The organism is Streptococcus sp. 10824, from assembly GCF_013276595.1.
Classification (GTDB): domain Bacteria; phylum Bacillota; class Bacilli; order Lactobacillales; family Streptococcaceae; genus Streptococcus; species Streptococcus pseudopneumoniae.
In genome coordinates, this window is sequence record NZ_VMLH01000150.1 from 1 (window position 1) to 7,385 (window position 7,385).

At 35.2% G+C, this 7,385-nt stretch carries 4 protein-coding genes, 3 pseudogenes and 1 riboswitch; of the genes and pseudogenes, 3 read left to right on the top strand and 4 right to left on the bottom strand.

Annotated features, from left to right (window positions below; genetic code table 11):
• Positions 1-328 precede the first annotated feature (328 nt).
• A riboswitch (purine riboswitch) is annotated at positions 329-424 on the top strand.
• 350 nt (positions 425-774) lie between these two features.
• Both HT701_RS10895 and HT701_RS10900 read left to right on the top strand, forming a co-directional pair.
• Positions 775-1,356 (top strand): xanthine phosphoribosyltransferase, encoded by a 582-nt coding sequence (locus HT701_RS10895; protein ID WP_138704020.1) that lies wholly within the window; start codon positions 775-777, stop codon positions 1,354-1,356.
• Positions 1,356-2,618, top strand: coding sequence for a nucleobase:cation symporter-2 family protein (locus tag HT701_RS10900; RefSeq protein WP_172931532.1), 1,263 nt, complete (start codon positions 1,356-1,358; stop codon positions 2,616-2,618). Before HT701_RS10895 ends, HT701_RS10900 begins: the two co-directional genes overlap by 1 nt.
• Before the next feature lie 55 nt (positions 2,619-2,673).
• Here the strand turns inward: HT701_RS10900 and HT701_RS10905 are convergent, their stop codons facing one another.
• Positions 2,674-4,164, bottom strand: coding sequence for a Sau3AI family type II restriction endonuclease (locus HT701_RS10905; protein ID WP_050222916.1), 1,491 nt, complete (start codon positions 4,162-4,164; stop codon positions 2,674-2,676).
• A gap of 116 nt (positions 4,165-4,280) precedes the next feature.
• On the opposite strand from HT701_RS10905, the gene dcm reads away from it, so the two are divergent.
• Positions 4,281-5,546 carry a DNA (cytosine-5-)-methyltransferase gene (gene dcm, locus HT701_RS10910; RefSeq protein WP_050207411.1) on the top strand — a complete coding sequence of 422 codons (1,266 nt, stop codon included), beginning with the start codon at positions 4,281-4,283 and terminating at the stop codon, positions 5,544-5,546.
• Between the two features lie 63 nt (positions 5,547-5,609).
• Here dcm and HT701_RS11660 read toward each other — a convergent pair.
• From HT701_RS11660 to HT701_RS11665, 3 pseudogenes are all read right to left on the bottom strand, one after another.
• A pseudogene (locus tag HT701_RS11660) lies at positions 5,610-5,990 on the bottom strand (DpnD/PcfM family protein); the annotation flags it as partial.
• Positions 5,986-6,748: pseudogene (locus tag HT701_RS10920) on the bottom strand (DpnI domain-containing protein). The pseudogenes HT701_RS10920 and HT701_RS11660, both read right to left, overlap by 5 nt.
• 139 nt (positions 6,749-6,887) lie before the next feature.
• Positions 6,888-7,226, bottom strand: a pseudogene (locus HT701_RS11665) (hypothetical protein); the annotation flags it as partial.
• Positions 7,227-7,385: the final 159 nt, after the last annotated feature.

Below are 7,385 nucleotides of genomic sequence, written 5' to 3' on the forward strand. Positions count from 1 at the left end.
TTGGGAAAAAATCTTTAAAGTTAGAGAAAGGCATATTGTCAAGTCTTGAAAAATCTTGATAATATGTCTTTTATGATGAAAAAATCTTCTAATACTCTTCGAAAATCAAATTCAAACCACGTCAGCGTCGCCTTACCGTACTCAAGTACAGCCTGCGGCTAGCTTCCTAGTTTGCTCTTTGATTTTCATTGAGTATAAATGTTAGCCAATAAGTTGATTTTTCCCCATTTTTATTATATTTGTTCGCTTTTTAAACCAAGACACTAACGAAATAGTTGATTTCTAAAGTTATTTAGTGTAAAATAAAAACATTAGCTCAAGCCTATTTTAAATTAAATATCGTTTTACTTGTTTATGTCGTGAATTGGCACGACGTTTCTACAAGGTGCCGGAACACCTAACAATAAGTAAGTCAGAAGTGAGGTATGGTCGTTTTTGCCATGCCTATTTTGGGGACTTACTTAGAGATTAAGTAGGTCTTTTTTGAATATTTTTAATATTTCCCTTAATTAGTGCGGACGGGAGGTGAAATTATCCTGTGAATAATTTCAGGAATCCAGGGAATTTCATCCCTAATTTTTGAGCCAAAAGTCTCAAAAATCCCGCCATAGACAATAACAAGATTATTGTCTATGATACCACTATAACGGGAAATATTTGATAAGACTCGCTTCGCTCGTACTAGTTTTATCAAATATATAGTACTAGCAAACTGGATCACTATAGAAACATTTAACCAACAAGTAAACTGGCTTTTAGACTTTAGGAGGTCTTATGAAATTATTAGAAGAGCGCATCCTCAAGGATGGGCATATCTTGGGTGACAACATCCTCAAGGTGGATTCCTTTTTAACCCACCAAGTTGACTTTAGCTTGATGCGAGAGATTGGTAAGGTTTTTGCGGAAAAATTTGCTGCTGCTGGCATTACTAAGGTTGTGACCATTGAAGCGTCAGGCATTGCCCCAGCCCTTTTTACAGCTGAAGCCTTAAACATTCCCATGATTTTCGCTAAAAAAGCTAAAAACATCACTATGAATGAAGGCATCTTAACTGCCCAAGTCTACTCCTTTACCAAGCAGGTAACCAGCACCGTTTCTATCGCTGGAAAATTCCTCTCACCAGAGGACAAGGTATTGATTATCGACGATTTCCTTGCTAACGGCCAAGCTGCCAAAGGCTTGATTCAAATCATCGAACAAGCTGGTGCCACAGTCGAAGCTATCGGTATCGTAATTGAAAAATCTTTCCAAGATGGCCGTGATTTGCTTGAAAAAGCAGGTTACCCTGTTCTATCACTCGCTCGTTTGGATCGTTTTGAAAATGGTCAAGTCGTATTTAAGGAGGCAGATCTCTAATGCAAACTCAAGAAAAACATTCGCAAGCAGCCGTTCTTGGCTTGCAGCACTTACTAGCCATGTACTCAGGATCTATCCTGGTTCCCATCATGATTGCGACAGCCCTTGGCTATTCAACTGAGCAGTTGACCTACCTGATTTCCACAGATATCTTCATGTGTGGTGTGGCAACCTTCCTCCAACTCCAACTCAACAAATACTTTGGGATTGGGCTACCAGTCGTTCTTGGGGTTGCCTTCCAGTCGGTAGCTCCCTTGATTATGATTGGGCAAAGCCATGGTAGTGGCGCTATGTTTGGTGCCCTTATCGCATCAGGGATTTACGTGGTTCTTGTTTCAGGTATCTTCTCAAAAGTAGCCAATCTCTTCCCATCTATCGTAACAGGATCTGTTATTACCACGATTGGTTTAACCTTGATCCCTGTCGCTATTGGAAATATGGGAAATAACATTCCAGAACCAACTGGTCAAAGTCTCTTGCTTGCAGCTATTACTGTTCTGATTATCCTCTTGATCAACATCTTTACCAAAGGATTTATCAAGTCTATCTCTATTTTGATTGGTCTGGTTGTTGGAACCGCCATTGCTGCTAGCATGGGTTTGGTGGACTTCTCTCCTGTTGCGTCAGCACCACTTGTCCATGTCCCAACTCCACTCTACTTTGGGATGCCAACCTTTGAAATCTCATCTATTGTCATGATGTGTATCATCGCAACGGTGTCTATGGTTGAGTCGACTGGTGTTTACCTAGCCTTGTCTGATATCACGAAAGATCCAATCGACAGCACGCGCCTGCGCAACGGTTACCGCGCAGAAGGTTTGGCCGTACTTCTCGGAGGAATCTTTAACACCTTCCCTTACACAGGATTTTCACAAAACGTTGGTTTGGTTAAATTATCAGGTATCAAGACTCGCCTGCCAATCTACTACGCAGCTGGTTTCCTGGTTCTCCTTGGACTCCTTCCTAAGTTTGGTGCCCTTGCTCAAATCATTCCGAGCCCTGTCCTCGGTGGTGCCATGCTGGTGATGTTTGGTTTTGTATCCATTCAAGGGATGCAAATCCTCGCTCGTGTTGACTTTGCTAACAATGAACATAACTTCCTTATCGCAGCTGTTTCAATCGCTGCAGGTGTCGGACTCAACAACAGTAATCTCTTTGTCAGCATGCCGACAGCCTTCCAAATGTTCTTCTCAAACGGAATCGTCGTAGCCAGCCTACTCGCCATTGTCCTCAATGCCGTATTAAATCATAAAAAGAAATAAGAAAAAGAGGTGTGAGCCTCTTTTTTTGTTTATCACAAATTGATTATAAATACTATCAATCCCAATTCCCATCTAATATTTCTTTTATAAACTTCTTAGGCATCCAAAAGGAGTGTTTTGTAATCCTACGTCCATCTGGAAGTTCATCTGTATCAGATAATGAGCCTTTCCCAACAAATTTTCCTTTTTCAATTTCATAGTAAGCATTGGTAGCATGTAATTTCGTAAATAGAATTCTATTTATCTTACTTTGAGGGAAATTAGTTGAAACTTTATTACCATTTTGAGTTAATTTAACTCCGTCAGAAATAATTTGTCTAGTTTCCTGCCACACTCTTTGGATTTCTTCTAATTGTCTATCCTGAAATCCCCAAAATTTGATAGAATCTAATACAAATAGCTTAGGTTCAATTTCCTTAAAAATAACGAAAAGGAATCGTTTATTATAAATTTCATTATAAACATGTGATGATTCCCAACTATCTGTTGCTGCTAATTCTTTAAAACAATAAGTTTTAAATGGAGAGTCTTCCTTAGGTAAATTATTCTTATCTACTCGAATAACTCTCAAATTCATGTTTGCTTTTTGAAATTCTTTGGTCTTATCCAAATCCCCTGTCAAGCCTAAAATTTTTCTAATCAGAGTACTATTCTTACCTTTTGCCTTGGGATTCACTTCAAATCTATCATATAACTTTTGTTCAGAGAAACCTTTGTAGGAAAGAATCTTCTCTGCAATAACCTCAGTAAATGACTTTTTTTCACCCCTAAAATTAGCCAAAACACTTTCTTGATCTGATTGGTTAAAAATTTTATGATTAATCAGATAGGTCATATAACTTGATTTTAATTCCCAAGCTCTTTGTTTTGCTAATTCATGACTAAATGGTTGCTGTCTTAAATCCTTTCCTTTACCTGCACCTTTTGTACAAGTTGATAAATAGTTTCCATCTGATTCTGATAATTCATGTGCCCTTCCATTTTTGATTTTATCTATAATCTTCTGATAGTCTTCAAGGATGACTGCCATATCCTCCTCAAACCATTCATATAAAAATATTTTTTCAATGACATAGTCCTTCATTGTTTGATTAGGAATTAAGCCATTGTAAAACAATAACAAAATCTTTGCACATTTTTTCCATAAATGAGTGGAGTAAAAATCCTCTAAATTTTCCTCCATATAGTTTAGTATTGTTAATACAAGTCGTTCTTTTGCACTAAGTGTCCCATTTTTGTTTATCTTAAAAGGAGTAACTTTTAACTCTACACCTATTTTTTCAAAGTCAGCTTCCGAGTCACTATTTGGCTGGTAACCATAGAAATATTTTTCAATATAATTTCCATACTGCCCTTTTGACTTCATACTAATTGCTTTATCTTGTACCTCAGAGACTACTCTATCATTATAATCGTCATATGATTTATAAAGCGAACGATTATACTCTTCCATAACATCGGAAAATTTTCTATTTAATAGTTTGTGAGAATATTCAATAACACTATCGATATCTTCATCGTTATAGTTAAATAAGTTTTGATCCATTTTCTTCTCCTATCTTTTATATTATATCAAATTAAACTAAAGTAAACATTAATACTTGATCAATCATTGAAAATAGTATATAATGGATTAAACTGTAAAAAAATGAAGGAGAAAAGATGAAAGTTCTCGAACTATTTGCTGGAGTTGGCGGGTTTCGCATAGGATTAGAAAATGCCGATAAGCAACTCTTTAAAACAAAATGGGCAAACCAATGGGAACCATCTCGTAAATCTCAAGACGCATTTGAGGTCTATGATTATCACTTCCCCAATAGCGAAAACATCAATATTAGTATCTCTGATGTAACAGACGAACAATTTTCCAAAATGGATGCCGATATGATTGTCGGTGGTTTTCCTTGCCAAGATTACTCTGTTGCGCGTAGCAAGAAAGATGAAAAAGGTATTGAAGGAAAAAAAGGAGTTTTATTTTGGGAAATCATTAGAGCAACTGAAATCATTAAACCCAAATACTTAATTCTGGAAAACGTGGATAGGCTTTTAAAAGCGCCCTCAAAACAGAGAGGACGTGATTTTGCAATCATGCTAACAGCTTTTAATAACCTTGGATATTCTGTAGAGTGGAGAGTTATTAATGCTGCTGAGTATGGAAGAAGCCAACGAAGACGTCGTGTATTCTTTTTCGTATATCGAAATGATACAGTCTTTGCCCAAAAAAATGACAATCTTTACGAAAAAAATGAAGAAATCTTTGAAGATAATAGGTATGATGACTATATTTTCAATCAAGGTCTATTTGCAAAACAATTTCCTATTAAACCTATAGCAGTTAAAAATCGTCATGTGTTTTATGAGTTACCAAATGATATAGTTGAAGTTTCAGATACTTTTACTGGTACTGTTTGGAATACAGGAATTATGAGACATGGAAAATACTATTCTATTGATACAGAACCTAATTACAATGGCAATCCTATCACTCTAGGAGAAATTCTTCAAGATGAGTCTGAAGTACCTGAAAAATATTTTTTAACTGATCAGTCAAAATTGGAAAAATTTCAATATCTTAGAGGACCTAAGAAAATTGAACGAACATCCTCTGACGGACATCAATACATCTATTCAGAAGGAGGAATGTCCCCTTATGATGATTTAAACCTTCCAGGACGAACAATGCTTACATCCGAAGGAACAGTTAATCGTTCCACACATTTATTATTTGTAAACAATAAATATAGATTAATTACACCCATTGAAGCTGAACGCCTTCAGGATTTCCCAGATGATTGGACAGCTAAAAAGAAATTGTCAGATGGATCTATTGTAGAGGTATCTGATAAAATGAGAATGTTTTTTATGGGAAATGCTTTGGTTACTGAGATTGTAAAAGAAATTGCTAAATTTATTAAAAAAATTGATTAATTTATCTGAAACTAAAAAAGAGGTGCGAGCCTCTTTTTTGTGTGACAAAATAAAAACATCTATCTAATCATATATGCTAGTGTCATAGTTCTGAAAATCATCTGAATCAAGAACAATTTCACAACTCTTATACTTTTCTCTTACAAGTCGTTCGGCTTCATCTGGATTTTCAGCCTCTATACTTACTAAACGTGATAAAGTTTCTGTAATTTCTACTGTATACTTTTTCAGTTTTAAATTGCTTTCCAATCATTCACTTATTAGCAATAATCTATATAGTTTTGGGCTTTCCAACCACTCTGGTAATTCATCTCCATATTCCCAGCTATATTTTTTATTCAATAAAAAAAGTTGTTTCTCATCACCAAACTCCATATTTTCAGACAACCACCTCACACAATCAGGGTCTGATAAAGTATAAACCATTACACATAAGTTTTCATAATTTCCGATACTTTCCTCTACCTTTAAATTCTATTATTTCTTTGTCTCTTAATATTTGAAGCTGTTGCCTAATCTTTTCTTGGATATGATTGTTCTTAACAAAGATATTTTTTAGGTCACTTTCAAAACGATACATATCTTCAAAGGTAAATTCTGAACCCTCTATCTTATCTATACAATTTAGAATTTCTATTGTCCAACCTCTTACTGAAAGAGAGTTCTTCCTTAAAAATAAACTTTGCTTAAATTCTTTTGTAACTTTTTCTGGATCTCTAACTTGTCCATTTTTCACAAAAAATATTCTTCCTTTAGAAAGTACTTGTGATAAATCAATGTTACAACCAATCCAACCTGCTCGTCTAGCAGTTGGCGCAAGTGGCTTCCTTTGAATAATTGATTTCGGTGTAACAAATTGCTTCGGAAGGACAAGAAAATTATTTACCTCAAAATTTTTTGTATAAGTTAAAAAAGAAATTAGGATTATTATCTACCTGCACACGCTCCATCATCGTTGCATAAGCACCATCATTGATTGTTGATGAAAAATTTCCTTTTTTGCTCTTTAGTTCAAACTCCTCACTACCATGATTACAGTAAAAATCTGCTACAGGTCTATTATTTTCAAAATGATTTAAAGGATTTTTCCCACAATTAGGGCAATAAGACTGACGATAAACCCAATCCTCCATTAAGATACGTGCCTTCTGACTATTACTTTTATAGGTTTCTACTAGTTCTAAATTAAATTGTAATTCCATTTAAAAATTCCTCACTAATATGAGAATTCACTCGATATAAGCAATTAAAATCTACTATAACTAGTATACCACATATATGTACCTATTACATTTGTATTTCATCATTCTCTTTTATATTTCCTTCTCACATATCTCATAAAATATACCCTAGTTCTTGAGCTAATTTTAAAGAAAAAGCATAAAATTGAGCTATATTCGCTGGTATGGTAATTGCCATGGCAAGTCCACCTGGTAATCCTGCAACAACAGAAGTCCCACTCGCTAATAAAACATTATCCCTAATACAGGCATTAGCCACTCGATCTAAGATTTCTTAAGATAAGAGAGACGTTGGGCCTTGTTCTAATAAGGTAGGAATGTCCTGTGAATCTAATTCTTTGGAAAACTTATCCACTAAAAACTTCGAACGATCAACCTTAACAACAGGTAGTTTCACCACTTGTTGCAATACTTGCATAGCTAAGTCTTGTTCAGCCATATAAATACCTCTTTCTCTTGTATCTTTATCTCATAATATCACACTATCTAAATTTTATAAATCTTTTTAATAATTTTTAATACTCTTCGAAAATCAAATTCAAACTACGTCAGCTTCACCTTGCCCTACTCCAGTACAGCCTGCGGCTAGTTTCCTAGT

Bases quoted from the DNA above. Each gene is read 5' to 3' on its own strand.
- HT701_RS10895 (WP_138704020.1), top strand. From the start codon at position 775: ATGAAATTATTAGAAGAGCGCATCCTCAAGGATGGGCATATCTTGGGT.
- HT701_RS10900 (WP_172931532.1), top strand. From the start codon at position 1,356: ATGCAAACTCAAGAAAAACATTCGCAAGCAGCCGTTCTTGGCTTGCAG.
- HT701_RS10905 (WP_050222916.1), bottom strand. From the start codon at position 4,164: ATGGATCAAAACTTATTTAACTATAACGATGAAGATATCGATAGTGTT.
- dcm (WP_050207411.1), top strand. From the start codon at position 4,281: ATGAAAGTTCTCGAACTATTTGCTGGAGTTGGCGGGTTTCGCATAGGA.